General features: G+C 40.7%; 24 protein-coding genes, 2 other RNA genes and 1 pseudogene. 15 read left to right on the top strand and 12 right to left on the bottom strand.

Annotation, left to right across the window (positions count from 1 at the left end; translation table 11 throughout):
• Positions 1 to 585: 585 nt before the first annotated feature.
• Positions 586 to 1,170 (top strand): hypothetical protein, encoded by a 585-nt coding sequence (locus FZC78_RS03560; RefSeq protein WP_148938294.1) that lies wholly within the window; start codon positions 586 to 588, stop codon positions 1,168 to 1,170.
• Between the two features lie 225 nt (positions 1,171 to 1,395).
• Here FZC78_RS03560 and FZC78_RS03555 read toward each other — a convergent pair whose 3' ends face one another.
• Positions 1,396 to 2,049: an MtnX-like HAD-IB family phosphatase gene (locus tag FZC78_RS03555; RefSeq protein ID WP_148938293.1), complete on the bottom strand. Its 654-nt coding sequence runs from the start codon at positions 2,047 to 2,049 to the stop codon at positions 1,396 to 1,398.
• 190 nt (positions 2,050 to 2,239) lie between these two features.
• Here FZC78_RS03555 and FZC78_RS24700 point away from each other — a divergent pair.
• Positions 2,240 to 2,666 (top strand): annotated as a pseudogene (locus FZC78_RS24700) (DUF3231 family protein); the annotation flags it as partial.
• Positions 2,658 to 3,272, top strand: coding sequence for a DUF3231 family protein (locus tag FZC78_RS03545; RefSeq protein WP_353733562.1), 615 nt, complete (start codon positions 2,658 to 2,660; stop codon positions 3,270 to 3,272). The pseudogene FZC78_RS24700 and the gene FZC78_RS03545, both read left to right, overlap by 9 nt.
• Positions 3,273 to 3,378: 106 nt before the next feature.
• Here FZC78_RS03545 and FZC78_RS03540 read toward each other — a convergent pair whose 3' ends face one another.
• The 7 genes from FZC78_RS03540 to FZC78_RS03510 form a co-directional block, all read right to left on the bottom strand.
• Positions 3,379 to 4,395, bottom strand: coding sequence for an STAS domain-containing protein (locus FZC78_RS03540; protein ID WP_148938290.1), 1,017 nt, complete (start codon positions 4,393 to 4,395; stop codon positions 3,379 to 3,381).
• 521 nt (positions 4,396 to 4,916) lie between these two features.
• The gene (locus FZC78_RS03535) at positions 4,917 to 5,534 is read right to left on the bottom strand and encodes a polysaccharide deacetylase family protein (RefSeq protein ID WP_252183489.1); all 618 of its coding nucleotides are present in this window, start codon (positions 5,532 to 5,534) and stop codon (positions 4,917 to 4,919) included.
• Between the two features lie 217 nt (positions 5,535 to 5,751).
• Complete coding sequence (gene phnC, locus FZC78_RS03530; RefSeq protein ID WP_148938289.1) at positions 5,752 to 6,507, bottom strand: phosphonate ABC transporter ATP-binding protein; 756 nt, start codon at positions 6,505 to 6,507, stop codon at positions 5,752 to 5,754.
• Positions 6,508 to 6,519: 12 nt separating this feature from the next.
• Positions 6,520 to 7,275 carry a phosphonate ABC transporter, permease protein PhnE gene (gene phnE, locus FZC78_RS03525; RefSeq protein ID WP_148938288.1) on the bottom strand — a complete coding sequence of 252 codons (756 nt, stop codon included), beginning with the start codon at positions 7,273 to 7,275 and terminating at the stop codon, positions 6,520 to 6,522.
• A gap of 11 nt (positions 7,276 to 7,286) precedes the next feature.
• Complete coding sequence (gene phnD / locus FZC78_RS03520) at positions 7,287 to 8,219, bottom strand: phosphate/phosphite/phosphonate ABC transporter substrate-binding protein (protein ID WP_148938287.1); 933 nt, start codon at positions 8,217 to 8,219, stop codon at positions 7,287 to 7,289.
• Positions 8,220 to 8,320: 101 nt separating this feature from the next.
• Positions 8,321 to 9,370: a selenide, water dikinase SelD gene (gene selD / locus FZC78_RS03515; protein ID WP_187444785.1), complete on the bottom strand. Its 1,050-nt coding sequence runs from the start codon at positions 9,368 to 9,370 to the stop codon at positions 8,321 to 8,323.
• Positions 9,371 to 9,398: 28 nt separating this feature from the next.
• The gene (locus FZC78_RS03510) at positions 9,399 to 10,409 is read right to left on the bottom strand and encodes a glycosyltransferase (protein ID WP_187444784.1); all 1,011 of its coding nucleotides are present in this window, start codon (positions 10,407 to 10,409) and stop codon (positions 9,399 to 9,401) included.
• A gap of 1,668 nt (positions 10,410 to 12,077) precedes the next feature.
• Between FZC78_RS03510 and ssrS (FZC78_RS03505) the strand changes: the two genes are divergently transcribed.
• Positions 12,078 to 12,264, top strand: a non-coding RNA gene (ssrS, locus tag FZC78_RS03505) — 6S RNA.
• A gap of 214 nt (positions 12,265 to 12,478) precedes the next feature.
• Positions 12,479 to 12,666, top strand: a non-coding RNA gene (ssrS, locus tag FZC78_RS03500) — 6S RNA.
• Between the two features lie 487 nt (positions 12,667 to 13,153).
• On the opposite strand, the gene FZC78_RS03495 is transcribed toward ssrS (FZC78_RS03500), so the two are convergent.
• Positions 13,154 to 13,513, bottom strand: coding sequence for a hypothetical protein (locus FZC78_RS03495; protein ID WP_252183488.1), 360 nt, complete (start codon positions 13,511 to 13,513; stop codon positions 13,154 to 13,156).
• Positions 13,514 to 13,518: 5 nt separating this feature from the next.
• Complete coding sequence (locus FZC78_RS03490) at positions 13,519 to 14,712, bottom strand: ParM/StbA family protein (protein ID WP_148938784.1); 1,194 nt, start codon at positions 14,710 to 14,712, stop codon at positions 13,519 to 13,521.
• Positions 14,713 to 14,910: 198 nt separating this feature from the next.
• Here FZC78_RS03490 and FZC78_RS03485 point away from each other — a divergent pair, with 198 nt between their 5' ends.
• The 3 genes from FZC78_RS03485 to FZC78_RS03475 all read left to right on the top strand — a co-directional run bounded on the left by FZC78_RS03485 (position 14,911) and on the right by FZC78_RS03475 (position 18,026).
• The gene (locus tag FZC78_RS03485) at positions 14,911 to 15,696 is read left to right on the top strand and encodes a CsxC family protein (protein ID WP_148938284.1); all 786 of its coding nucleotides are present in this window, start codon (positions 14,911 to 14,913) and stop codon (positions 15,694 to 15,696) included.
• Positions 15,697 to 16,088: 392 nt separating this feature from the next.
• Positions 16,089 to 16,856 (top strand): CsxC family protein, encoded by a 768-nt coding sequence (locus FZC78_RS03480; RefSeq protein ID WP_148938283.1) that lies wholly within the window; start codon positions 16,089 to 16,091, stop codon positions 16,854 to 16,856.
• Between the two features lie 126 nt (positions 16,857 to 16,982).
• Positions 16,983 to 18,026: a hypothetical protein gene (locus FZC78_RS03475; protein WP_148938282.1), complete on the top strand. Its 1,044-nt coding sequence runs from the start codon at positions 16,983 to 16,985 to the stop codon at positions 18,024 to 18,026.
• A gap of 33 nt (positions 18,027 to 18,059) precedes the next feature.
• Here FZC78_RS03475 and FZC78_RS03470 read toward each other — a convergent pair whose 3' ends face one another.
• Positions 18,060 to 18,854 (bottom strand): CsxC family protein, encoded by a 795-nt coding sequence (locus FZC78_RS03470; protein WP_148938281.1) that lies wholly within the window; start codon positions 18,852 to 18,854, stop codon positions 18,060 to 18,062.
• Positions 18,855 to 19,185: 331 nt separating this feature from the next.
• On the opposite strand from FZC78_RS03470, the gene FZC78_RS03465 reads away from it, so the two are divergent.
• Together FZC78_RS03465 and FZC78_RS03460 are read left to right on the top strand one after the other, a co-directional pair.
• Positions 19,186 to 19,761, top strand: a complete 576-nt coding sequence (locus FZC78_RS03465) for a histidine phosphatase family protein (protein ID WP_148938280.1) — start codon at positions 19,186 to 19,188, stop codon at positions 19,759 to 19,761.
• A gap of 165 nt (positions 19,762 to 19,926) precedes the next feature.
• Positions 19,927 to 20,133: a hypothetical protein gene (locus FZC78_RS03460; protein ID WP_252183487.1), complete on the top strand. Its 207-nt coding sequence runs from the start codon at positions 19,927 to 19,929 to the stop codon at positions 20,131 to 20,133.
• Between the two features lie 141 nt (positions 20,134 to 20,274).
• Here FZC78_RS03460 and FZC78_RS03455 read toward each other — a convergent pair whose 3' ends face one another.
• Positions 20,275 to 20,826 (bottom strand): DUF3231 family protein, encoded by a 552-nt coding sequence (locus tag FZC78_RS03455; protein ID WP_148938279.1) that lies wholly within the window; start codon positions 20,824 to 20,826, stop codon positions 20,275 to 20,277.
• Between the two features lie 128 nt (positions 20,827 to 20,954).
• Between FZC78_RS03455 and FZC78_RS03450 the strand changes: the two genes are divergently transcribed.
• The 5 genes from FZC78_RS03450 to FZC78_RS24695 all read left to right on the top strand — a co-directional run bounded on the left by FZC78_RS03450 (position 20,955) and on the right by FZC78_RS24695 (position 24,492).
• Positions 20,955 to 21,515, top strand: a complete 561-nt coding sequence (locus FZC78_RS03450; protein WP_148938278.1) for a DUF3231 family protein — start codon at positions 20,955 to 20,957, stop codon at positions 21,513 to 21,515.
• 206 nt (positions 21,516 to 21,721) lie between these two features.
• Complete coding sequence (locus FZC78_RS03445; RefSeq protein WP_148938277.1) at positions 21,722 to 22,150, top strand: DUF3231 family protein; 429 nt, start codon at positions 21,722 to 21,724, stop codon at positions 22,148 to 22,150.
• Positions 22,151 to 22,403: 253 nt separating this feature from the next.
• Positions 22,404 to 23,027: a TetR/AcrR family transcriptional regulator gene (locus FZC78_RS03440; RefSeq protein WP_148938276.1), complete on the top strand. Its 624-nt coding sequence runs from the start codon at positions 22,404 to 22,406 to the stop codon at positions 23,025 to 23,027.
• Positions 23,028 to 23,053: 26 nt separating this feature from the next.
• On the top strand, positions 23,054 to 23,971 hold the full coding sequence (locus FZC78_RS03435) for an ABC transporter ATP-binding protein (protein WP_148938275.1): 918 nt from the start codon (positions 23,054 to 23,056) through the stop codon (positions 23,969 to 23,971).
• Positions 23,971 to 24,492 (top strand): hypothetical protein, encoded by a 522-nt coding sequence (locus tag FZC78_RS24695; protein WP_353733560.1) that lies wholly within the window; start codon positions 23,971 to 23,973, stop codon positions 24,490 to 24,492. The genes FZC78_RS03435 and FZC78_RS24695 overlap by 1 nt, the downstream gene beginning before the upstream one ends.
• Positions 24,493 to 24,497: the final 5 nt, after the last annotated feature.

Below are 24,497 nucleotides of genomic sequence, written 5' to 3'. Positions count from 1 at the left end.
GATTCCCTTATTTTTTATACAACTCTAAGAAAAGCTAAAATAGAGGAATAAATTTCCCTTAATTAGCTTAATACGCTAGAAAAATTGTGCTTTTCATCATATAACGGAAAATAGTTCCTCTATTTTCCCCATAATTAGCTTGAAATTGCAGATAAGGGAAAAAGTTCCCTTATTTAAGGCTGAGTACCCTATTAAGGGAATGACTGGACGCTCTCTAAAGCTATTACATTATTCACCCAACCAAGCGGAACGGGTCTCCTCAACGAAAAAACAGCACTCTTTGAAAAAGGCAGAATCGCTCTTGGAAGTGAGCGATTGTGCCTTTAAACTAATTGTTGGACTTTTTCAGTGGCCTCTTTTAAAAGAGGTTTATTTGTTGTTAAACAATATTAGTTGATGAGATGGATATATGTGCGTTTTGAGCGATTACCTCTTATACTGATATTTAACGGGTTATCTCGGCTGCGTGCAGGCGAAACTATAAACTTTGTCTTAAATCATAACAAATTTTGAATAGCGCCATTGAAGAGACTTGTTTTAAAAGAATTAATAGAATCAGTATAATTTCAAAAGGGTGGAAAATAGATGTTTGACCAGAACAAAATATATTTACAAAAAGAATCCATGTTAAAAAGCCAGGGGAGGAAATACTCCTTAACAACTAATGATAAAGTAATTGGAAGAATTGAAGAGACTCTGGAATCAAGAAAAAATTTAGGAAATCAAGCATTTAAATTTCTTGGTCTCTACAACGCAGCGGGTATTGATTTGTCGATAGTAGATAACAATGAAAATATTATTGGAATGATAAAGAAAGAAAAAGGGTTTTATAAGAATTTTAAGATTTTCTCCAGAGATAAGGTATTCTTAGCTGAAATTAGTTCCCTAGTGAAAATTAAGTCACCACAAATGACAGTAATCTCTAGAGATGGGGAAGAGTTAGTTCGGGCTAGTGGAGGTTTTGGAGCAACAGATTTTTCCATAATCGACCTGAAGACGAACGAAGCCTTTTCTTCAATCAAACGTCGTTCTTTAGTTTATAGTTCTATTAAAGATAATCTCGTTAAACATGACGGTTTTTATATCGACAACTTAAATGGAGATAGCTTTAGGACTTTGGCTTTACTAGCTATGAGTATCATGGTGGATATATATTTTTTTAACAATTAGCTTTTAGGAAAATCTTTTCCCCATCCTGCATATCTACCAGGATGGGCGCCTAAAAGCAGACGCCTCTTGTTTCCCTGGGGAGAGTTATTTATCTTACACATTCAAGTCTCGATTTTCCATACTTAAACAAAAGACTCGTCACCTTAACGAGTCTTTTGTTTAAAGGTAATGGCTACGCTGCGGAAATTCTTAACTTAAAAGAATATCCCGGACCTTTTATCATTTTCAATTGTGAAAACAGCCTTCTTTGCGTAAATAAGCATCCACTTCTTCAAAAGTTGTCACTGGGACGAAGGGAATGTCCTTTTCTTGAAGCATATCCTGTAATGCTTTTTTAGCAAACACGAGATCTGCATGCTCGGCAGGATGTGTATCCGGCTCGCTGTCTCCTATGAAATGTATGGTTTCATACTCTTTTTGCAGGTCTTGAATGACTATGGACTTATCGATTCCATATCGTTCATGGTAATGAGGGTGGGATTCATCAAGGTTTAAGTGGACACCTTCATTCTCGAAATAGCCCTTATTAGAATAGATTTTCACATTCTGGATTCCATAGTTCTCAAGGAGATGCTTGATGTAATAGTCGGTTCCTGCACTGAGGATAAAGAAGTCACCGCCATTTTGCTGTACTTTTTTGATAAATTCCATAGCAAATTCATCAATCGGCATTTTCCGTATTTCATCAATAAGGTTTTCTTCTTTTGCATTGATATTTTTAAAAACTTCGCCGAGAAATTCGATATCCTTCATTTCCCCGTTTTTCCATTGTGTGTATAACTGTTTTCCTTCGTCGTAATATTTTTCAATAACAAGATCATAAAAATCCTGTTCTGAAATAGTGCCATCAAAATCTGAGACAAATGCCCATTTTTTCATGAAAAGACCTCCATTTCTTAACGTTGAAAATCCGCTATTGTATTTTCCGGCCAGCTCAAAACTGTTTGTTTGATTTGGAAAAGCTTCAACAATACTTTTCCCCATATGGATTCATTATAACTTAAAGAAAAAAATCCAGGTGAATAGTGAATGAGAAGGATGGCTGGAGAGAATTATATAGAATAGAATAATGAAGAGGTGGAGGATTTTTGTGGAAAAAAGTACTCATATCGTTTCGCTTTCCTCAGCAGAGACAGCCAATCTGTGGACACAGTATATAAATGACTCTCTTTCCATTTGTATGTTGACGCATGCAGTCAGTAAGGTGAAAGATGAAGAGATTAAAGAAGTGCTGAACCAGTCTATCTCAATGGCTCAGACTCATCTAAGTAAAATTACCGAGTTCTTTAACCGTGAGGGTCAACCGATTCCAAAGGGATTCACGATAGAAAATGAATATGAAAGCTCCAGCTTTGTTTACGGATACTTTCGTACTGGTTTATATACATGTCATGACCCTTCATGGAATGACAGGATATGCCGGTGCTGTAGGGAATTCAGCAAGAGAAGACCAGATAGATTATTTTACGGAATGCAATCTGGCGACGATGAAGCTATACAAAAGAATTGTCAATCTGATGCTGCAAAAAGGACTGTATACTAGACCGCCAAATATAGACATTGCTGACAGCGTGGATATGATTGATCAGCAGCGTTATATGGCAGGCTGGTTTGGCAAAAAACGCCCGCTAACTGCATCCGAAATCAGCGGAATCAGTTACAATATGCAAAAAACTGTTGTAAAGATCACATTGGAAATTGCTTTTGGACAAGTATGTAAGTCCAAAGCGGTTCAAAAATTCTTCTTGCTTGGAAAGGATATTTGCGAGAAGCATTTTTCGATTTTTAGGGATATTTTGCAGAAATCAGACCTATCTTCACCACCTACATTCGCTTCGGAAGTAACGGATAGCATTACCTCTCCTTACTCGGAAAAATTGATGCTAAATCACATCGTCTTACTTGTTTCAGCTGCAATCGGTTTTTATGGTGCAGGCTTGGCTGTCTCTCAGAGAAGGGATATTGCGGTGGATTACACTCGAATGTTGGCTGAAATCGGGCTTTATGCTAATGAAGGAGCGCAGCTTTTAATTGAGAATGGCTGGCTCGAGCAGCCGCCGCTGGCACACGATCGAGATGGTCTGGCAAAAAGAAAGGGGTAGAAGTGCATTAAATAGATTGTGTTAAGAGAATTTGGATAAGGAAGATGCAATCCTTCTGAAACAGAAACGAGCATTAAATCAGGAAGATTTAATGCTGATTAAAAACTTATTTCTTCGTGAGTTCCAGTCCGAGTTCATCCAATGCATGCATGACGCCATTTTGCAGCATTGAGTAGCAAGGGACCTTGTTAATTTTGTGTCTTCGATTAGTAATCTGCATGCTCAGCTCTGCTGAAATTCCAACCAGGATGCATTTTGTACCCAGGATGGCTGTGGCATGGATAAATTTATCAATGAAAGAAAGGGTATAATGATCCACCCCTTTAAGGCTTGTCAAATCCACAATCAAATGTGTGGCCTTATAGAGAGGCAGGTTCAGTAACGTTCTGTCCAGAAGTTCTTCGGCTCTAAGTTCATTATAGCGTCCCACTAATGGTACGACTAAGATAGACTCCATAACCGGAATGATTGGAGAAGAGATTTCTTTGATCATTTTAGACAAGAATTCCGTCCGTTCACGGGTAACATTCTCAATTTCTTCTTGGGCAGCCTTTTTCTGTTCCTGAATAAGGGTGGATATATTCAGGGAAGGCGTTACTGAAGAAGGGAAAAACCTGTATTCACTGAATTGGTCACCTTCAATCTGGCTCTTGGTGACCTCATACCAGACGGTCTCCCCAAACAAACCTGAAAATACACCGGCCCAATGACCAGGGAGGAAGGTGCCTTCATGGTCTTTGTTCTGAGCAGTATTTACTTTATACTCCCAGCCGTTCTGCACACGTATTACAGCTTGCTTTTCTTCAAAGGAAACGGAAATAATATCTGTTTTGCCCCAACCGGCAGTTAAGTAGGTGTTAGGGAGTTTTTTGAGGATTTCTTCCGGTTCACCAAGAGTGTTACTGTAGAACCGGCTTACAGTCTTACCAGTACGGTATCCTGCTGTTTCCAAAACCAGCTTTGCTTCATTTTCTCCAGCTATTTGTTCTATAGAATCAAGCAGGGTTTTAAAAGCTGTATTGACCCAGAATAAAACAACTTCATCATTTTCGAAATGAAATTCTCCTTTTTCCATGTCCCAGTGAAAATCAGAGCCATTTACATTTTTAGAATAGGCAGTCATTCCTTAGCCTCCCATCAAAATCTTTTAGTGATTTAACTCTATCATTTAAAGGAAGAAGTATTGCAAAATATTATTATAATCTGTATTAGCTGACTATGTAAATTTCTAATGTGCAATAATAATACGATACAAGGAAACTTTTACTAGGAGGGTCATTAAAGATGAATAACCTATTTTCAAAAACTTTTCTCTCTTAGAAAAATGATGTGCCTATATTTGATTGTTTAATATACTATTTTCCTCTCATTCTGGGGCATAGGAAGGTATGCCCTTGGAAGTGAAACGTATAAGTATTAAGCAGTTGTAATCATGGAAAACCTTTTTGTATTCCGTAATAGATGAAAGCAGCAATACATGCGAACTGCAGTATTTCGGAAAGATCCTTTAAAAAAAAGCAGTGTAGTCTCTTTTGCTGGGTCTTCACTGCTTTTTTGAATACTTTGGATTCTTAAATGAAGCAGTCAGCAGGGACTGTTCATTTAAGAAAAGGAAGGAATGAATATTCATAGATTTTTCAAATTTCATCTTTCAGGAAGTCCGAAGTTATAGCCGGCTTTCTTGATTTCCTGAATCAAAACGGGCAGGATTTTTACAGTCTGCGGTAATTCGTGTAAAAGAATGATGGCCCTGTCTTCCAAATGATCGATTACGTAGTTCAGAATCTGTACTGGATCATCTTTCAGCTCCCAATCGAGCGAGGCAATCCTCCACAGCACGGTTTTCATCCCCAGCTGGCTTGCTGCTGCAAGAGTATCGCTGTTGTACTGACCAAAAGGCGGTCGGAAATAATCTACCTTTTGTCCCGTTAAGCTCTCAATTTTTTGCTTGCACTTGGATAGGTCTGCAAGTTGCTCCTGGAAAGGAAGCCGAGCGAGATTTTTGTGAGAGCAGGAGTGATTGCCAATGATGTGACCTTGATCTAAAACCTTTTTCCAAGGACGATTTGGATGAAGAAGGCGTGACTGCCAGAAAAAAGCCGCCTGGATTTCTTCTTCTTGAAGAATCGCAAGGATTTCAGGAAGAGCTCTTCCTGGTCCATCATCAAAAGTCAGCATTACGGTCTTTTTCTCGCCAGGTGGAAGCATAGTTATAATGCTTTTATCATTAGAGTCGTACACGACCCTGGTTGAATCAACCACTCATGGACTTCTATGCATAAGGCCCGCTCCTTTTCATTAGGTTGTTTTTGCATATATTGTTGCTTTCGGATGTCCCTGAATATTAAGAGTTTTATCTCTTATAGAGGGAGAGCAGCTTTTTTCTTTTCAGTGTTACCAGTTTTTTACCTGTATTAACAGGGTTAGTTTTTCGGAATTAGTATCAACTAGCAACAAAGTTTACGAAAAGCGCCTTCTATTAAACATGCTGGTAATTCTCTGATCCGTAGGTTTCCATGTATTCTTTTTCAGTAAAGCCTGATGCAATTCCATCAAAGATTACAGAACCGTTCTTTAATGCAATGATGCGATCGGCAAATTTCTTCGCCAGTGACACATCATGCACATTGATGATGGTCAGCAGGTTATGCTGACCATGCATCTGTTTAATCAAAGAAAAAATATGATTGGACGTACCGGGATCGAGACTGGCAACCGGCTCATCTCCCAGGAGGACCTTGGGATTCTGAACGAGAGCGCGGGCAATTCCAACCCTCTGCTTTTGGCCGCCGCTTAAGTGTTCCACCCGTCTGTCTGAAAAATCGGAGAGGCCGACTTGTGAGATGACATCTTTGGCTCGTTGGATTTCTTCGGTTGTAAACCAGCCGACCAAATTCTTAAAAGTCGGGCGGTAGCCGAACATGCCAGTCAGCACATTTTGCATGACAGAAAGGCGGGGGACAAGATTAAAATGCTGAAAGATCATGCCCATTTCTCTTCTGGCTTTCCGGGCTTCCTCCTCATTGTTAGCAGAAAGCGGCTTTCCATTCCAAAATACGTCTCCTTCTGAGACAGGCTGCAGGCCGTTGATCGTACGAATAAAAGTAGACTTGCCGGCACCGCTTTTTCCTAATATACATACGAATTCTCCTTTTGAGAAGGAGAGGTTGACTGAAGACAGAGCAGCTTGTTCAGATCCTCGGTACTGTACACTGACATCCTTAATAGTTAACATATTCTCTGCCTCCTATATAACTTTATTTCGTACATAACTGCCCAAGAAATCGACCGCAATGACCATGATCATGATGATCAGTACATCGAGTGAAACGGATGAATACTGAAAAGTTTTAAAATCGTTGAATAGTCTTTGACCGATCCCGCCGCCTCCGATAAACCCCAGGACAAGGGAAGTCCTAATCGCCACTTCGAACCGGTAAAAATAATGAGAAAGGACATTTGGCCAGATTTGGGGCAGAATGCTGAAGAAGTAGGCGAACCATTTCTTTGCTCCCACAGCTTTCATCGCATCCTGAGGACCGGAATCTGATGCCTCTATGAGTTCTGAAATGAGCTTTCCTAAGACACCAATATTATGAATCATGATGGCAATGACCGCAGGGAAGGGACCAAGACCTAACGCGGTCAGAAGAATCAAACCAAAAACAATCTCAGGCACCGACCTAACAAAACTCAGTCCCACTCTTGCTATATGATAGAGAAGGGAGGAAGGAGATGTGTTTTTGGCTGAAATAAAACTCAAAGGCAATGCGATCAGGAGGCCGAAGAAGCTTCCTAAAAACGCCATTGCCAATGTCTCCAATCCATCTTCAACCATATTAGGCAAAAGGGAAAAATCCATTGGAAACCACTGTGATAAAAAATCAATCATATTTCGAAAATCTCTAAATTTGGATAGATCGAATTCTGTCAGCCTCATACTGACGTAAACAAAGAACATCAATATAAGGAAAGTAAAGATGCTTCTCTTTTTAAACCACACGCCTAATCACTCTATTCTTCGATAAGTCCCTCTTTAAGGGCTGCCTGCCTGATACTTTCGTAGTCTTCATTGCTTGCTTCAGTGAATGCTGTAGCACCAAAAGCATCAAGTACTTCCTGATCCTCTATACCCAAAAAGGCTGAACGCAAAGCTTCAATGGTTTCTTCATCGGTATCCTGGTGAACCGCCCATGGATACTGAAACAGCGGCTCAGATTCCCAAATTGTCTTAATTTGTTCACCGTCCACCTTTCCGGAATCGACAAGCTGGTTGTAAATCGCGCTGTCAATGGCACCTGCATCAACTTGTTTATTCAAGACACCTAACGCCGTAGCATCGTGAGAACCTGTAAAGCGGACAGATTCAAAATCATAATCATCTTCAGAACGGTAAACTTCACGGTCCTTCAATTCGATCGAAGGGATGAGTGAACCTGAAGTAGAGTTTGGATCTCCAAAAGCAAAGTTCACTTCTGAGCTGTCTTTCACTAATTCTTCTAGAGAATTCCAAGGATTATCTTTATGGGTAATGATATAAGAGTGGTAAAAGGGCTCGCCGTCAATCAACTGTGTGATGATAGCTTTCGCACCGCTTTTTTCATGAGCAATAACGTATGACAGAGGTCCGAAATAAGCCATATCGATTTTGTCATAATTCATGGCTTCAACGACACCATTGTAATCAGGGTAGACTTCCACCTTGACCTCTCTGTCCATTTCATCAGTAAGGATCGTTTGCAATTTTTCCATAGCACCTTCCATCGATCCTTGCGTTTGGGCTGGGATGACGCCAATGGTAAAGGCTTCACTTTCTGATGCTTCATTAGCATTGTTTGCATTATCGGTGTTTCCATTATTCCCGCTGCTATTTTCGTTTGTATTGCCGCACGCCGCAATAATCAGGGAAAGGAAAATCAATAATGTAAGGAAAAAGCTTTTTTTCATGGGTTGCACCTCTTTTATAAGTTATATACTTCTTATTTACAATGAGAAAAAGGTCTTTTCATGTCAGATATCCATAAAAAAGGGCTCAATAGGAGCCCTTTTTATTTTACAAACAACTTGCCGGGTCTTTCTGCTGTTACGGTCCCGACAATCGCAGAGTTTAAGTTTCTGTTTTTCAACTCATTATTCAGCGCTTCTGCGTGTTCCTCAGGAACAGAGATCAGAAGGCCGCCGGATGTTATGGCGTCACAAAGGATTAACTGGTCGATTTCTGATATAGATTCATCATAATCAACTCTGTCTGACAGCCATTTATGATTTTTACGAGAACCACCCGGGATGATATTCTGATGAGCTAATTCTTTTGTCATATGGAGAAGCGGAACAGAATCCTTTTCAATTGTTATGCCATTCTTGCTTCCTTCAGCGATTTCCAATGCATGACCAAGTAGTCCAAATCCTGTTACATCTGTACATGCATTAACAGGGAAGGAGTCCATGACTTCTGCTGCATCCTTGTTAAGGGCTGCCATAGTCTCCATGACTTCCTCAATGTTTTTCTGAGGGAGCTTGTCGTTCTTAATAGCTGTCGTCAAGATTCCCACGCCGATCGGTTTCGTCAGGATTAGTTTGTCGCCGGGCTGAGCGGCAGCATTAGATCTTATCCGGTCAGGGTGAACAACCCCAGTGACCGATAACCCAAACTTCGGCTCCTGGTCATCAATGGAGTGGCCGCCGACTAGAACAGCCCCGGATTCACGGACCTTATCGGAAGCACCTGACAGAATATCGGCTAGGACGCTTTTATCCAAAGTGGAGATAGGGAAGCCGACGATATTCATGACCGTGATGGGCTTGCCTCCCATTGCATAAACATCACTTAAGGCATTCGCAGCAGCAATCTGCCCGAACATATACGGGTCGTCCACAATTGGAGTAAAGTAGTCCAATGTTTGAACGAGTGCTGTTTCTTCATTGATTTTGTAAACGCCGGCATCATCGGAAGTATCGAGGCCGACAAGTAAATTAGGATCTTCTACAGATCGAGGCAAATGACGCAGAACCTGCGCCAGGTCTTCAGGACCAATTTTGCATCCTCAACCGCCTTTTGAAGACAAAGATGTTAACTTGACTTTTTCTTTATTTGTCATAACGGAATCACTCCTTATTCAATTTTATTTAGTAAGATGCTGCCTTAGAGAGAACCTGCTCGTAAATCCATAGCAGGGTTTTCGTTTCATACTCTCTGGAATGATACTGGAGAATGAAAGATTTGGCTGAACTTCCAAATTCCATCCTCATTTCGTTATTATTGAGCAAATCCTCCGCATAATCAAGGAATTCGATCTCATTAGTGTACACCAAGCCAGTCTTTCCATGTGTCACGATATTCCGGTTTCCTGCATTGTCAGAAGCAATGACAGGAAGACCTCTTTCCATTGCTTCCAGGATGGCTGCGGGCTGTCCTTCCGAATGAGAAGTGTTCAAAACAACATCTGCATGTTCATAGACGGCTCCCATTTCTTGATGAGGAAGTTGTCCAATATAGGAAATCCATTCTTCATTTTCTTTTACTAATGCTTCTACTCGTTCTCCTTCGTCATTTTCAATGATGGGTCCAACAAGCAGCAGCCTGATTTGAGGATAGGTTGAGTGCAATTTTTTTAATGCATGAATGGCGAATGGAATGTTCTTCACCATACGAATCCCGGCTGGAAGCACAAATAAAAAGGTGTTTTCTTCTTTCGGGATAAAAAGAGTTGATGCATTAAGTGAACTGGTTCCCTGGTGTATCACGTGAATTTTGGGGTCAAGGCCCTCGATTTCATTAAGGAGCGTCTCTTTTGCGGTTTTGTCAAAAACCGTTATGGCGGCTGCTTCCATTAAACATGTTAGGACAGTTTCTCGTTTCTCTGGATCATATAAATCATGATTAATGTCTGTTCCGGTCATGGTGATGACAAAGGGGATATGGTTTTCACTCAATTTCTTTTTGAATGTAAAGAATTTATAAGCGTGAAAACCATGAATCAGCTCCGCTTCTGGAAAAGAAGAAATCTCAGGTTCTTTCGTTATGGAAACAATTTCGGTTTCTACACCCTCGTTTCCCAATCCGTCTGCAATCCTTTGAACTGTCACAGTATTTCCCCGCTGCTGATGAAAGTCAGGGGAGGCCAATACAACCTTCATTTACTACACCTCCTTATCATGTGTGTAAAGGGAATAAAGTAGACTATTCCAATGGGATATAATATAGAATATCCTCCTTATATGAGTTTGTCACATATATTGTCTTGCAGCTACGCGCTTTTGAATTATTTCTTAGAAGCATCAAATATCGGAGATAACCGATTATACATATCGATTCAAAATTTTATCTTTTATATATAGAAAGAGCTTTGATTACAGGACTAGGTTCTTTTTTGGTAACTCAGACACTAAAAGAGCAAGGTGGATACATAAGAGAGCTCAATTTAGGTAACTCATGTACCCAGAAGAGCGAGGTGGATACATGGGTAGTCAATTTTCATGTAACTCATGTACCCAGTGTGGCGAGGTGGATACATGGGTAGTCAATTTTCGGGTAACTCATGTATCCAGAAGAGCGAGGTGGATACATGGGTAGTCAATTTTCAGGTAACTCATGTACCCAGAAGAGCGAGGTGGATACATGGAGAGTCAATTTTTAGGTAACTCATGTACCCAGAGGAGCGAGGTGGATACATGGGTAGTCAATTTTCATGTAACTCATGTACCCAGAGGAGCGAGGTGGATACATAAGAGAGCTCAATTTAGGTAACTCATGTACCCAGAGGAGCGAGGTGGATACATGGGTAGTCAATTTTCAGGTAACTCATGTACCCAGAGGAGCGAGGTGGATACATGGGTAGTCAATTTTCATGTAACTCATGTACCCAGTGTGGCGAGGTGGATACATGKGGAGTCAATTTTCATGTAACTCAGGTACCCAGAAGAGCGAGGTGGATACATGGGGAGTCAATTTTTAGGTAACTCAGGTACCCAGAAGAGCGAGGTGGATACATGGGTAGTCAATTTTCATGTAACTCATGTACCCAGTGTGGCGAGGTGGATACAAGAGAGAGCTCAATTTAGGTAACTCATGTATCCAGAGGGGCGAGGTGGATACAAGAGAGGGCTCAATTTAGGTAACTCATGTACCCAGAGGAGCAAGGTGGATACATGGGTAGTCAATTTTCAGGTAACTCATGTACCCAGTGTGGCGAGGTGGATACAAGAGTCGGCATTTTTTAGGTAACTCATGTATCCAGAGGGGCGAGGTGGATACAAGAGAGGGCTCAATTTAGGTAACTCATGTACCCAGAAGAGCGAGGTGGATACATGGGTAGTCAATTTTCATGTAACTCATGTACCCAGAGGAGCGAGGTGGATACATGGGTAGTCAATTTTCGGGTAACTCATGTACCCAGAAGAGCGAGGTGGATACATGGGTAGTCAATTTTCATGTAACTCATGTACCCAGAAGAGCGAGGTGGATACATGGGTAGTCAATTTTTAGGTAACTCATGTACCCAGAAGAGCGAGGTGGATACATGGGTAGTCAATTTTCATGTAACTCATGTATCCAGAGGAGCGAGGTGGATACATGGGTAGTCAATTTTCATGTAATTCATGTTCACAGGGAAGTGCACCAAAGATAAATGACCGGACTATGATATAAAGCTTTAAGGAAACTCTCTTACCTTAGTGTCTCGAATGATCGAATCGCAAAGCATGTAAATTATTACATCGTAGTACAGGAGATAGTGAGGGGATTCATTTCGAAACCTGGAAGAAAATGTGCTTGATATTCCTTGAAGGATGAGGTAAGATACTAAATACAAGCTGCGTTGTTCGTAATGATAATAAAGTTTTAACCTTTAAGCTGTAATAGGGAGTTTTACATCGAAGCCGGAATGTCAGGCCGCCGCGATTGCGGAAGACAGGAACGTTTCTGCAAACACCCACTTTGAGAAGTGGTGGTTTAAAACTTTCTTAGACGATTTACGGCAACTGTGGCTGTACATACTGCCAATCACAAAACCGGTTCCTGATGGGGAGCCGGTTTTTTGCTGATTTCAGAAGCTGTGCTCCGAGTTTTGAGAAAAAAAGAGCTTAAACTATGCGATGCCTTCTGGGTGAGACATAAAAGTAATGAAGAACCTGCCGGCGAAATTCCGTTACGGAATAATGGAAAAAACTGTGCTTGAAATTCTAAACTTGATGAGTTAATATACTACTATAAGCTGCGTTGTTCGTAATGATAATAAAGTTTTAACCTTTAAGCTGTAATAGGGAGTTTTACATCGAAGCCGGAATGTCAGGCCGCCTCGGATAGCGGAAGACAAGAACGTTTCTGCAAACACCCACTTTGAGGAGTGGTGGTTTAAAACTTTCTTAAACGATTTACGGCAAATGCGGCCTACATACTACCACCAATTACAAAACCGGTTCCTGATGGGGAGCCGGTTTTTTGTGTCTTACTATAAGAGATGGTGTATACTGGTTTTTTACTAGGCTGTTTTCGCATGTATGTTGATTTCGAAAAATCCCGAGAGCCGGATTTTTCCCTAATAGTTTTATTTCTCATCGGGTAAGAGCAGCTCTATTCTATAAAAAGCCATGAAGAGTAATGGAATCCCTTCTGAGATAATGGATGCTGAGGAAAGAAAAACGACCTTATGTTGCCTTGTATTAATGAATTATAATTTTTATATTAGAGCAAATATAATTACGTTAAAAAAATATTGTGAGTACTACTTAAGAGAAGTGCAATTCCCTGGGTTATGCCAGCACTCGATACTTAGGTTTTTTCACGTGCCTTGTTATTGTCAGTAAATATTGGCGATGTATTTCCAAACGCAGTTAGATAATCAAAATTCTTTTTTAATCCCCCCAAAAAAACCTCCAGGGTGTCAGCCCCCGAAGGCTTCGAGTATATCGTTCAGGTCACGCATGTTCAAAGGTTTAGAGGTAAGCTGCTCTTTAGCTGGGACAATAGGGGGTCCAGGAACATAGCCTTGCTGCAGCAAGGTTTTTATAGATTCAAGTTCTTGAAGGATTTCGGCATTTGTCCCGTTCCTTGCATAGGGTTTAAAGTATTGATCGAGGGCTGAAAAAACAAGGTGGGCCAGGGTGTGATTATGAGCATGGTATTCAATCTGTTCCTGAATGATCTTAGAAACAGTATGACTATCGCCGGTCTTGATATCGATATATTTCTCCGGAATTGTGATGGCCACCCGATTGACATAATCCGTGTACGTTTCTCCCATACCGATCAACCCCTTGCGGCTGCTAGGTCATTAGTTTCTTCCAGATGTTGTTTTTTGAGATGATTCATTTTTGCCAGGATCATGAGCCCCATTACATTTAATTTTTCAAGGTCTTCAGGGAAGTAAAGGTTTATGGGGCGCCCTTTATCTGTCCACCTTACCGCCGCTTCCTGAATTTGCTTTTGTGCCAGTTTGGCGGCACCACCTACTGCGATATAGCGGGAAGCCCCTTTAATTTCATTTGAGCTGCTCCTGACTTTATCAAATAGTTCTAAATATTTGATGGCCATGGATTTTAATTGAGGAATTATATATTTACTGATGTCTTTACGAACTCCTGCAAAAGGCTCAACATACCATTCCGATTGTCCTGCAGCGAGTTTTTCTTCAAGTTCGGACCTGGAGTCGAATTTATACAGCTCATTTTTACTGACCTTTTGAATGATGATATCAAGGAATTGATTGATTCCGAAATGTTCCCCTTCAACAGAAGCCACTGGTTTATTATTCTTGATTCCTACAAAATCGACTGAATCTCCTCCAAGATCACCAATCAGCACTCCTTTAACAGAATCCTTTACAAGCTCATCGTCTTTGATTCCCAGGGTTTCCTGGTCCCTGGTCATTCCAAGGTAAGCGCATGCTCCTTCAGCCCCGACGATTACATCTTTGATCATCAACTTTACACATACTTCCTTAGGCTCGGGAACTCCCGGCACTTTATGAAGGATGATGGAGTGTGTTCCGATCAGCCGCTGCTTCAACTGCTCTTTCTTTTCTTTATATTGGGTAGTTGGCAGGGAGACCGCCAGTTGATCAATTTCATAAACTATATCAGTTGCATCTTCGTGAATGAGCAGGGCGTGATAGGCAGCAGTAGAGAAAAGCAAAACGTAAGTACGAATTTCATCAACCTTTTGATTGTTGACAGAGGTGAGGCTGACATTTCTTTGCCTCGCTGCTGATTTTCCAACGTAATATAATTCTCTTTTATTATCAACTGCAGGACTCTTTACCTCAACGATCAGATTTTCTTCTAATTCTACATCTTCTTCGTCATAGGGCATTTCATAGAATTCGTCATCGAATAAGGCAATGGCATTAGGCATTTGGTACTCCGAGGTGATACCACAATCGGAAGAAAGTACTTTGTACCAGCTGTTACCGATATCAACCGCGAAAAAATTGGACGATTTCATCATTATCTCCTCCTCTCTTGAATCCTATGGGTGAGTGAGAAGCCCTGTGCAAGTACCCAGCGGCTTTTTTTTTTGCACAATGGATTGACTCCGGGAAGTTTCTATGAAAATCCACGCATGTCCTGATGCATATAACCAAGCTTAATAGACTCGTACGCATAGGATAAAGTGAAGGAAAAAACATAAGGAGGAAATACAATGAGTGAAAAACATCATCATCCTAAACGTGATTGTGTCGAAGTAAGCAAGTCAGCTAACGTTGGGGAGTGTGCCAATACTGAAGGCGAAACTTTAATCGTACCAGATGACGTCTTAAGAACAATCAGAGTTCCTGTTCAATTGGCTGTCAGAGAAGTTACGACCAACCTTGTAGCGGATATCCACTTTCCTGAACCAGTTATGGAAATCAAGGATGTCAAAAAGAGAGTTGAAATTATACAATGCCGTCTTTTGACACCACCAGCAGGAGCCCCAGCATTCTCTGATAACGGAACATTCCCGCTTGTCATTAAAGGCTATGTTCGTAAAAATATCCAGTACGCTACACCAATTTACAATAAAGAAGGAAATTGTGTGGCTTCTGATATCAAGTCACTTACAGTAAGAGTACCATTTGAGTGCGTTTCCAATATTCCTTTAGATGCACCTGTACAACTGCCAGTGGCGAACACCCGCAGTGAATTCGATTTTTATAGAGAACAGGATCTTGGAAGAGGCTACCCTGAGAAAGATCAGTTCCTATCCAGTGATATCTCCCAATTCCATCAATTCAGCACTCAATATTACAATCAGCTTCCATTCTGTGAGCTGTTATCAAGTACAATTCTGGAGTGGGATGAGGCGACAAACCGCCACCAATACAATGAGGGGCCGGTAGGGGAAGGCTGCTTCACAAAAATTGTTGAGAAAATGATTGTTACATTTACTGTGAAAGTGCTTCAAAACCAACAGATGGTGATTGAAACGGGTGACGACGACGCATAAGCATCAAATTGATAAAGAAGCACTATTCAACAGGAATAGTGCTTCTTTATGTGTGAGCATTTTTCGTATACTTTGTGGCTATTTGAAATTAATTGAGAAAGATAGTGTCATTATAGACCCGGAAAATACTGTTAAAAGAATAGAGAAATGCCTGGTATCCAAGGGAAAAAATCCGGCTCTTGGGATTTTTTCAAAAGCAGCAATGTACAGGGAGGAAGGTTAGGTTTTTGAAGCAGGTGCACTTCATTAATTTCTAAGCCAATCCACCACTTCATTATCTTACGACCGGGACAATCGTCTAAAAATTTCCAACTTGCCCATGGGCGCATGCCTATACATAGACGAATGCATAACATAATGTGAATTATCTTGATTTTTAAGGAGGACTATAAATGTCTGATTCATACAAAGAAAATAATGAAAGCTTCTGCAAACCTAAACATCATCATCCAAATGTGAATATTGGTAAATTGGTTACAAAGGTGCCTGTCGTTCTGGCCGAACTTGCTTTAACTGCGGATATGACAGCCAAGATTACATTTCCTGAGCCGGTGCTGGAGATCAAAGACGTCAAGAAAAGGGTGAAAATCACTCAATGCCGTCTTCTTCTTCCTTCTAATAAACTGTTTGTCAGCGGATTTGTCCGCAAGAACATCCAATATGCCAGCCCTTCAGGTGACATCGAGCATGCAACAAGTAAATCAATTGCATCAGACCTGCATTCCTATACTGTAGACATTCCGTTCCAATTGGTCACTGAGATCGAACATTATCTTTCGGCACCAGTGCAGCCTCAAATGAATTCAAGGGAAGAATTTGATTTCTTCGTATCTCAATCCCTTCCATCAGGATTTCCTGTAAAAGATGAATTATTGTCGAGCGATTTATCTCAGTTCCATCAATCCAGCACACAATACTACAACGAACTGCCTTACTGTGAACTAGTTTCAAGCAAGATCATCGAATGGGATGAAGCAATCGATAGGAAAATGATAGGAAAAGATGCTCCGCTGGCAGAAGGAGTTTTTAGAACAATTGAAGAGAAGATGGTGCTGGATTTCACCCTTAGAGTCATCCAAGACCAGCAAATACGTGTGGCTTCCACGACGAATGATGACCACCACCATCGTCAAGATTGTGATGAGGATGACCACTACTAAGATTCAATATGCCAGGGGTTATACTAGATCATAGTGTAATCCCTATTCCATTTTTAAAATATATAGATTCTGCTGTCAGTACTGCAGAAAAAAGTGAATGCTCCGAGTTAGTTGAAGGAGGTGAAAATGTTGGAACCCAGAGAAAATATAGTAATGCCCCATATTCTAAGAAGAAATAGAAAAGGACTTGGGCAAGACCAGGTATACCCGAGTACATTTTACAGTAAAGAAGTTAATAGAGAAGAAAACGAAGAAAAACCTCAACAGAAAATCCAGAAAAAAACCAGCAGCCCCCTTATCCTGCCGCCTCCTCCCATTGTGTCAACACAACTGCTGAAGAAGGCTGACAAGGACGAAGAATATAAGGCAGTGGAACGATACAGGAAAGATGAAGTCATTCCAGTGCCGGAAGATGAAGATGAATTTCTTTATGAAAAAGAAAGAAGTGTGGTTGATTCACCAGTTCTAGAAAACCTGAATGAGGATGAGCTCCCAGAAGAAGTTGAGGAAACAATTGATAATAGCAGCCTTGATAAGGAAGAAGTAGCGGAAAAAACAGTCAATAGTGACAGCCATAAACAAGCAGAAAAACAGCCTGAAGAGAAAGAATGCCCACTAGCAGAAGACGTGCTGCCAAGCAAACGACTTCAAGCCTTACTTCCAGTCCTTCTGATTCAAGAAGAAGTGGAGATCGAGCTTTTTAACAGTTTTACCCTTATGCGCCCGCTATCCTCCGTTTCAAAAGTTGAATGGAGTGTTAAAAGCTATAAAGGGTGTGTTCTTCTTCCTTCCAATAAAGTTTTTCTTGAACTGATTCTTTCCGCAGATGTTGATTTTGTTTCAGAGAAGGATGGAAGCCTTCAATCCCTGAAAATGTTCCTACCTTTGCATAAAACGGTTACGGTCGATTGGAAATATCCTCCTGATTTTTCTTGTTCACACAGAGGCGAGTATGATTTCAGAGAAAAAAATGACCATTTGCCCTCCACTCACAGAGTATGGGAAGAAAAATTGGCTCAGCCCATAACTATTGATCTTCGGTCATTTAATTTAATCTGGCATGATGAACTTCAAAAGGGGAAAGAAGGGAAGACACGGCTGGGTGTCCAAGGAACAGCAAAAGTTTCAATAGAAGGAGTCCAGAAACAACTGGTTTCGTTGGTACTATAAAACAGGGTGTCTATAAAATAGACACCCATTAAATCAACTGTTCATTCTATCGATTCTTTCTTGGATAAGATCCAGAATCGGTTTGGATGGTTTTTGTTCTGAAGGAAGTTCTTCCTGCTCCTCCACTTCATCTTCTAATCGGGGGCAATCGGGGGCATCTTCATAACGGAAAGCAAATCGCTCTTGATTTTGAACAAGCATCAACCATAGATTGACTTCCATTCTTTCTGTTAAGTTGGTAAATCGGCCATTTTTAAAGTCCTTGAAGAGGTCGATTTCCATAATATCAGCGGACTTCAACACACACTCAATCGGCTCATTGAAATATTCGTGTGTATAAGAACCGGATTTATGCGGATCAGCTCCAAGCTTATTTTTTGAAGAGTATTTATATTCATGGGTAAGAGAACTCTTTTGACTTTTCAGTTCCCTGTCAGCTCCAGGAATAAATATTTCATCTATGCAAGTGAATGGAACATCAACACTGTAATCCCTTAAATATCCATTGCAGGATTCTACATATTGAATATTTTTGTGTATGGTTCCTTTAACAAAGATTTTCGCTTTTCCTCTTGAGCCGGGATGTTTCAAGACTTCACATTGTTTAAGTGATACATTTTTCTTGATGGATTTAATTTCTTTAGCCGGAGAAGGCAATGTCACATGTGAAGCAATGTCCGTTTCCAGATTAATATAGGCCAAAATGACAGGGACATACGTTCCGCCGGGTACATGATAAGAATCGGCCTGGCAGGAAACACTATTCACTTTAGATTTGTCGCAGTGCTTTTTCTTACTGTGTCCCGGAAAGGAATACTTATTAGACATAAATCTTTCACTCCTTATGAATTAGTAATATATGAAAAGAAAATCTTGCAAATTTTCATATATTACTATATTTATATGTAAATATTTTCAAAAATAGTGGACGAGTATCTTGTGTCATTCAAATTCCGCTATTGAGGAACTATGAGATAATAGTGAAAGGCAGGAGAGATTAGTAAATGAAGGGCAGCTTAACATGATGTCTGTTTAGAAAACGCTTGGAAGATCTTTGATAGAGCAGGGTCAGGTCTTCAAATTATTTCTATATTTTGATAGTGTACTAAGTGAATGTTATGTATTTTATAAAGCAGAAATACCAATGGGGGGAGAAGGAATGACCAAGATATGTATCGTCCGTCATGGCCAGACAGATTGGAACAAAGAGAGAAGATTGCAGGGTAGAACTGACATTGACTTAAATGAGACAGGTGAACGGCAGGCTGCAGAAGCAAGAGATTATCTTTATAAGGAAGAATGGGATGTAATCTTCACTTCTCCTTTAAAAAGGGCTAAAAGAACAGCCGAGATCATTAATGAAAGATTACAGCTTCCATTACTGGAGATGGAAGAGTTCGCTGAAAGATATTTTGGTGAAGCTGAAGGCTTATTAATAGAAGAAAGCCTTAGAAAGTATCCGAATGGAGGAAGCCCGGGGCAGGAATCCAGAGAAGAAGTGGTAGATCGAGCAATAAGGGGAGTGAAAGAAATTCAGCGAAGGTTTCCAGATAAAAATGTCCTGCTGGTCGCACATGGAGCTTTGATCGGGCTCCTGCTTGCTAAGCTTTCCCCAGAGAAATTTATCTATGGCGAAACCCGCCTCGTTAACGCTTGCATCAATACGATCCACTTCCAGGATAATAAATGGAGCCTCAAAAAATTCAACCAGATCGGGCATCTATCAGAAGTATAGCAATAAGAAAGCACTCTGCTGCGCTGAAGTAACAGGGGACAGTCCCCAATCTTTCGTTGGAAGCTGTGAAGTGAAATTAAAGATGTTTTATTCAGATGGTTGTATTATAATGGATGTGTACGTAATAACTATACACATGCATTACGTGTGAAGGAGAAAAGCATAATGACAAATGAAATGAACCAAAACGAAAATACACAGCAGGATCAAAAGAAAGTCAGCTTACAAGAAGCTATGAAGCAGCAGCTTAAGAGAAAGAAACAAGCACAAGGAAATGGCAAACAACAAAGCGGCGGGTTTGCCGGTAATCAGCGTATGAAGAGCCAGCAGTCTAAAAAAGCGAGCGTCACGCGCAGAAAAATGGGCGGCTGATTACACTGCCCCGAAGGAGTCTTTCCATTTAGGAAAGGCTTCTTTTTTCATGATTAGGAAATGATAAAACTAATTACACGAATATAGCCTTTAGAAAGAAGCTAAAAGAAAAAAGAAAAATCCAGAGTGGATTTCTCTTCATTATCTCTCTTTAGGCATTCCCGGAGGATAGTAATAAGGCGGTACTTTGATCCACCCTTTATTTCTCATTACCCCTTTTAATTCTGTCCCATACTTCATCTTTTCCAGCATGCATTGAGTGAACAACAAGCTGACATCATTACGGATGGACTGGCTCGCCGCGGCTGCACAATGCATGACTGCCGCTACTGTCTTCATACTTACTCCATTCATGATTTCATCATCTGTCATCTTAACTCCTAGAGGAACGCTATTAGGATCTGAATCCGGCCGGGGTTCGCTTGTTCTGGGCAAATGGACCCCTTCCTGTTTCATGAACTCTTTAAAACGCTGACCTTGAGCCTCGCATTGTTTTAAGCTTTTAATCAACATACTTCTCACTTCATCATCAAAGGTAGAGTTGAGTCCCATCTGGATATAAATTGTAGCTTCATCCATAAGCGCCATATACATCCAGCAGCTCATTACTTCACCGACATGCAGGGGATTACTAGGTTCACCATCCAGGCTCATTTGTATAAACTCTTTCATTGAATCGAAAATCGATGTCATCGTATCCCTCCTGTTATAATTATTTTTTCCTGAGGGAGAAGTTTACATACATTTTCTATTGGAGAATTCAAAACCATTTACATTTTTTCCAATTAATTAGAAACAATAAGGAGTAGGAGGTGTATTCATTGGGAAACCCATTTGAGGCAGTATGGAATACAATTAAAACCATGGTTGATAACCAAGATGAACCTAAGGTCCCATTACATATTATTGAAGCAGGAGATTGCTGGAAGTATATAACTCTGATGGAGGAATTTATCCGTTATGAAGAAATCGGGATGAACACCACAGTGGATGATGAAGTAAGAGAGATGCTTACCGATGTAATCAGAGTATGTGAGTCACAGGTAGAGAAGATGACCATTTTTATGAAAACAGAAGGGATTCCTTTGCCGGACGTCACCTCATCAAAACCAGAATCGCAGTCTAATTCCATTCCTTTGGGAGTGAAATTAACGGATGATGAAATCACCAATGGAATAGCCTTCAAATTGGTCACATGTATGCTTGCATGCGCGAAGGGGCAGGCAGACGCTGTCAGGAATGATATAGGACTTATGTGGTTTGGTTTTTATACAGAATGGACGAATTTTGGAACCACTTTAAAAACACTGATGAGAAAACGGGGATGGCTAAAAGTACCGCCATATTACTATCCTCCCGGGATGCCGCATAAGGACAACTAGCTGGATATATATAAGGCATTGCTTTGCTGATGGCAAAAGGAATTTGATATTACTTCTCCTGAAATCTCATATCCTCAAAAGGCGTACTGTGGCGAAAAGGAGTCGTTCATTTCAATCGTTATGTGTAACAGCAGGCCTCTGCGGGCATTGGAGATCAAGCATCTGCAGAAAAACATTCACACGAATGTGCTTGGAGCAAAGCCCTTATGCTTAGATTCAGCCAGGTTGCCTCTTCTGAAAAACTGCGTAATTTCTTCAGGGAAGGCTCTCAGCTGGCAGACAAGCAAATCAGAGAACTAAGTACCTTTCTTTTGAGAGAAGACCTTACGAGTCCCCGTGTCCTGGATGACCAGGTAACCGATTCAACTAGCTCCCCTTTCTCTGATAGATTGATGCTTACACACGCTTCAATGGCCAGTGCGACTGGAATTATGAATTATGGAGCGGCCTTATCAAAAATTCTTCGGCATAATATACATGCCCAATTCATTTCTCTAAAAGCAGGAGTTGGAAAGTATGCGGATGACGGTCTAACCATGATGATAAGCAATGGCTGGCTTGAAGAACCGCCGACCGCAGCTGATCGGAAAAAACTTTCCGAGAGATCTGCAGGGAAGAAAAACCTAATTTTATAGATGCACAAGGAGAACTGCCCTTTTCCTCCAGCGTACCGGTATGGTTGAGGTTAAGCAGGAGGATGGTTAAGGTCTAATATTTCTTAGATAATCAGCAGAAAGTGCTTAAAGAACAACTCAATGTGAGTTGTTTTTTTATTTAGCTTTTAAAGTTACCTAAATAAAAAACCTTATTGACCAGTTTGGTCAACGGGTGTATGATCATATTGACCGGGTTGGTCAACGTAAATTTTGATCCAGTGGAGGTGAACATATGGATGAGAAATTTTTCAGTCTTGAACAAGAAAAACAAGACAGAATCTTAAATGCAGCATTAAAAGAATTTGCTCAAAAAGGCTTTAAAAATGCCTCTACCAATGAAATTGTGAAAGAAGCAAAGATCTCAAAAGGGTTGATTTTTCATTATTTCAATAATAAAAAAGAACTTTATTTATTTCTATTCGATCATTTTGTTCAACTGTTAATTGAAAAAATGAAAAGAGAAGTGGATTGGGAAATCAAAGACATTTTTGACCGTCATATGGAAATGTCATCAGTCAAAATCAAAATGTTCCATCAGTACCCTCATGTCTTCGATTACTTTAATGGCATCTTTTTTGAAGAAGATCCTGTCATTCATTTGGAATTGGAAAAGAGGAAGAATGAATTTCTCAGCAATAATTACAAAGAAATGATGGGGGATATCGATACAAGTAAATTCAGGGAAGGGATAGATGTTGAAAAAGCGAAAGATATCATCACCTGGTCATTGGAAGGCTTTTCAAACAGGATGCAGGCAAAAGTGAAAGGGATGGGCTTAAAGGAGATAGGTATAGAAGAAACCATTTTGGAAATGGAAGAGTACTTGAAAGTACTAAAGAAATCATTCTATAAATAGGCATTGAAAAAAGGGAGGTATGGGGGATGGCCGTTTTAGAAACAACCAATTTAACCAAAACATTTGGTGAATTCACGGCGCTGAATGGTGTGGACATAGAAGTGAATGAAGGAGAGGTTTATGGGTTCATCGGTCCAAATGGAGCAGGTAAGTCAACCACCATCCGTATTCTGCTGGGAGCGTTAAAAGCGACAAAGGGAGAAGCCTCTATTTTCGGATTGGATGCCTGGAAGAATGCAGTGGAGATCCACAAACGAATCGCGTATGTGCCCGGTGATGTAAATCTATGGCCAAATCTTACCGGCGGTGAAGTGATTGATCTATTCATGAAATTAAGAGGAGCCGCAAATAAGGATACGAGGGAAGAAATGATCGAGAGGTTCAGTCTCGATCCAACCAAAAAATGCAGAACATATTCTAAAGGGAACCGGCAGAAAGTTGCGCTTGCTGCTGCCTTCGCTTCAGGGGCAGATCTTTATATCCTTGATGAACCTACATCAGGCCTCGATCCCTTAATGGAGAGAGTGTTTCAGGATTGTGTGGCTGGAGTGAAGGCAGAGGGTAAAAGTGTGCTCCTATCCAGTCATATCCTGTCAGAAGTTGAAAAACTGTGTGACAGAGTAGGGATTATCAGACAGGGAGAAATCATTGAAACGGGGTCTTTGAAGGAACTCAGACATTTGACTCACACCAACTTGATTGTTGAAACCAGGGAACCGGTTATTTCATTAAATGAGTTAAAAGGGGTACACAATCTTAAACAAAATGGAGCTGAACTTTCTCTTCAAGTCGACTCAGAAAGACTGTCAGAAGTCATCCAGTATGTCAGCGGCTTTGGGGTAACACGGCTGGAAAGTGCTCCGCCTGCGCTTGAAGACTTGTTCATGCGTCATTACGATTCTTCTGCAAAATCATCTGACACAGGAGATGGAGGTGGGGTGTAATGAAAGGTCTTCCTTTGAAAAATACCGGAATGCTGCTTCGATTCATCCTGAGACAAGACCGGATAAGAATTCCAGTTTGGATTCTATCACTATCCTTGTTGTCCTTTATGACGGCTCAATCCTTCAAAGAGTTGTATCCAACTAAGGAGAGCAGAGAGGCGATTGCGGAAACAATGATGAATCCCGCCATGACCGCTATGCTTGGGAAAGCATATGGCATTGACAATTATACGTATGGAGCGATGTTTGCTCATGAGATGCTTCTTTTTACAGCGATGGTCGTAGCTGTGATGAGCATTCTTTTAACTGCCCGGCACACGAGGGCTGAAGAAGAAGACGGACGAATTGAAATGATCAGGGCCCTGCCTGCCGGGCGGATGGCAAACTTAGGGGCGGCTCACTTTTCTTTGATTCTTACCAGTTTTATATTAGCTATTGTTATTGGTTTGGGATTATATGCCCTTCAAATAGAGAGTATGGATTTGAACGGGTCTCTTCTATATGGTCAGCTCTTGAGGTGACCGGA

This window comes from Rossellomorea vietnamensis (genome assembly GCF_008180415.1).
Taxonomy (GTDB): Bacteria; Bacillota; Bacilli; order Bacillales; family Bacillaceae_B; genus Rossellomorea; species Rossellomorea vietnamensis_C.
The sequence above is the reverse complement of the archived record's forward strand: the minus strand, read 5'-3'. Positions and strand labels throughout refer to the sequence as shown.